This is a genomic window from Mesorhizobium sp. M7A.F.Ca.AU.001.01.1.1, from assembly GCF_004022735.1.
Taxonomy (GTDB): domain Bacteria; phylum Pseudomonadota; class Alphaproteobacteria; order Rhizobiales; family Rhizobiaceae; genus Mesorhizobium; species Mesorhizobium ciceri.
This window is the reverse complement of the sequence record NZ_RZPF01000872.1, coordinates 1-2,377: the sequence shown is the minus strand read 5'-3', so window position 1 is coordinate 2,377 and position 2,377 is coordinate 1. Positions and strand designations below refer to the sequence as shown.

The following is a 2,377-nucleotide window of genomic DNA, read 5'->3' as shown; positions in this document are numbered from 1 at the left end:
AATCGGCGGCCCGAGGATAGCGGTGACGAGGCCGCCGGCCAGCACGAAGGAGATGGCGCGCGCCTTGAATTCCGGCGGTGCGTTGTCAGCGGCGGCGAAGCGGAACTGCTGGACGAAGGCGCCGCCGACACCGATCGTGAGCAAGCCAAAGGCAAACAGCCAGAAGCTCCCTTGAAAAAGCGCAAGCGTGGCGATCAGGCCGCCAAGCGCCGTGACGATCGTTCCGGTCATGAAGCCGCCGCGCTGGCCCATTCTGCGGATGATGGCCGCTGCGGGCAGCGCGCCGAGCGCCACGCCGATGTTGAAGCCGGTGATCGGCGCTGTCGCCAATGATTTGTCGGGGCCAAGCAGATATTGCCCGGCCAGCGCGCCCACGGAGATGGCGATGGGGGCCGCCGAGCCGATGATCGCCTGCGATGCGGCCAGGATCAGCGCCGTGCGGCGCGCCTCGCTGCCTGCCTCGACGGCGATTGCCGTCATGATGCGTCCTTGCCGCGCCCCTCGCCACGCACCCGGCGTGACACACGGTCGAGCACGGCATTGACCAGCTTCGGCTCGTCTTCCTCGTAGAAGGCCTTGGCGATGTCGACATATTCGGAGACTATGACGGCGACCGGGACATCCTCGCGCTTCATCAGTTCGTAGACACCGGCGCGCAGGATGGCGCGCAGCGTCGAATCGAGCCGCGACAGCGGCCAGTCCTCGGTCAGCGCCTGGCGGATGATCGGATCGATGGTCTTCTGGTTCTCGACGACACCCGCCAGGATAGCGCGAAACCATTGCGCATCGGCCTCGCGATAGAGCGCGCCGTCGACTTCCTTGCCAAGGCGAAACGCCTCGTACTCGGCGGTGATCTCGAAGACACCGCTGCCGGCGACATCCATCTGATAGAGCGCCTGCACGGCGGCCAGACGGGCAGCGCCGCGCTTGTTGGCGTGGCGCATCGCGGGCTGCCCGGGCGAAGCGGGTTCGCTCACGATCGCGCTCCCAATTGTTCCTTGAGGGCAATCATGGTCAGCGCCGCACGCGCGGCAAAGCCGCCCTTGTCGCCTTCCGAGCGCTTGGCGCGAGTCCAGGCCTGGGCGTCATTCTCGGTGGTGAGGATGCCGTTGCCGATGCAGACCGAGTCCTGCACGCTCAAATCCATGAGCGCGCGGCTGGATTCATTGGCGACAATGTCGAAATGATAGGTGTCGCCGCGGATGACGGTGCCGAGCGCGACAAAGCCATCATAATGTGTGCCGCCTTCCGTCGCGCCGTCCAGTGCAAAGGTGATCACCGCGGGGATCTCCAGCGAACCTGGAACGGTGACGACGTCATAAGTCGCGCCCGCCTCATCGAGCGCGCTTGTCGCGCCATCGAGCAGCGCGTCGGCAAGGTCGTCGTGAAAGCGCGCTTCGACAATGAGCAGATGCGCCTTCGCCTTCGGACGAATGAAGGCTTTGCCGTGTTGGGATGTACCAGCCATAAAAGTCTCCGGGGAGTTGCCGGTGACTTAGGCCGAAGCCGGGTTCATCGCAAGCGGAAGATTGCTGGATGGACTCCTGTCCTATCGATCCTCTCGCGTATGCCACAGGCGCAACACAGAAATTGTCGTGTTCTGTATCTCGTAACGAATTTCGTAGCTGCCTACCAAAATGCGACGCACTTCTCGTGGTTCGAACTCTTCCAGTCTCTCACCGATGCGCGGATATTCGACCAACCGTGCCGGCGCGGCAGTAAGCGACTGCACGGCACGTGCGGCCGCCGGGCCATTTGCTAGCACGAGAAAATCATGTAGCCGGACCAAGTCGGACAAAGCCTTGTTGGTCCATTTCAACTCCATCAACGAGGCACCGGCAGTGGCTTGTCGGTACCAAGACTCTCAGCCCACGCCTGCACGGCCTGGTGATCGATGACCCGTCCTGCGTCGACATCGGCCATTGCTTCAAGCGTGAGCCGTCGGCGCTCCTCCTCCAAATCCACCCACGCGGAAAGAGCTTGTTTGACGATCCAGCCGCGTGGGCGCTCAAGGCGGGCAGCCAGTTGATCTACCTTTTCAGCCAGCGGCAGCGGAACGTGAGCGGTGATTACTTTTGTATCCATCAGAGCCTCACAATCAGATTTAATCATAGCGATTAAAACTGATTAAGTCGAGTGCAGCAGCACTTAAAGCCCCTCTTTCGTCGCCTCGACCAGCCGCGCCGCATAACGCGCCATGGTGTCGATCTCGAGATTAACGCGGTCACCGACCTTGCGCTCACCCCAGGTGGTCACGGTCAGCGAATGGTGGATCAAAAGCACGTCGAAGCGCGCGCCTTCGACCTTGTTGACGGTGAGCGAGGTGCCGTCGAGCGCGACCGATCCCTTGGGCGCAATGAACTTCGCCAGGTCTCGC

General features: G+C 62.5%; 5 protein-coding genes and 1 pseudogene. All 6 read right to left on the bottom strand.

Features of this window, described 5'->3' with window-relative positions; genetic code table 11:
* A partial coding sequence (locus EN884_RS33230) for an MFS transporter (RefSeq protein WP_164895324.1) occupies window positions 1–480 on the bottom strand: 480 nt, incomplete at its 3' end.
* Window positions 477–977, bottom strand: a complete 501-nt coding sequence (gene nusB / locus EN884_RS33225; RefSeq protein WP_013532244.1) for a transcription antitermination factor NusB — start codon at window positions 975–977, stop codon at window positions 477–479. The genes nusB and EN884_RS33230, both read right to left, overlap by 4 nt.
* Window positions 974–1,468 (bottom strand): 6,7-dimethyl-8-ribityllumazine synthase, encoded by a 495-nt coding sequence (gene ribH / locus EN884_RS33220; protein ID WP_063167766.1) that lies wholly within the window; start codon window positions 1,466–1,468, stop codon window positions 974–976. The genes nusB and ribH overlap by 4 nt, the downstream gene beginning before the upstream one ends.
* A gap of 81 nt (window positions 1,469–1,549) precedes the next feature.
* Window positions 1,550–1,825: a type II toxin-antitoxin system RelE/ParE family toxin gene (locus EN884_RS33215; protein ID WP_013532246.1), complete on the bottom strand. Its 276-nt coding sequence runs from the start codon at window positions 1,823–1,825 to the stop codon at window positions 1,550–1,552.
* A complete protein-coding gene (locus tag EN884_RS33210) occupies window positions 1,825–2,085 on the bottom strand; it encodes a ribbon-helix-helix domain-containing protein (protein WP_013532247.1) in 261 nt (86 codons plus the stop codon). The genes EN884_RS33215 and EN884_RS33210 overlap by 1 nt, the downstream gene beginning before the upstream one ends.
* 63 nt (window positions 2,086–2,148) lie before the next feature.
* A pseudogene (locus EN884_RS33205) lies at window positions 2,149–2,377 on the bottom strand (riboflavin synthase); the annotation flags it as partial.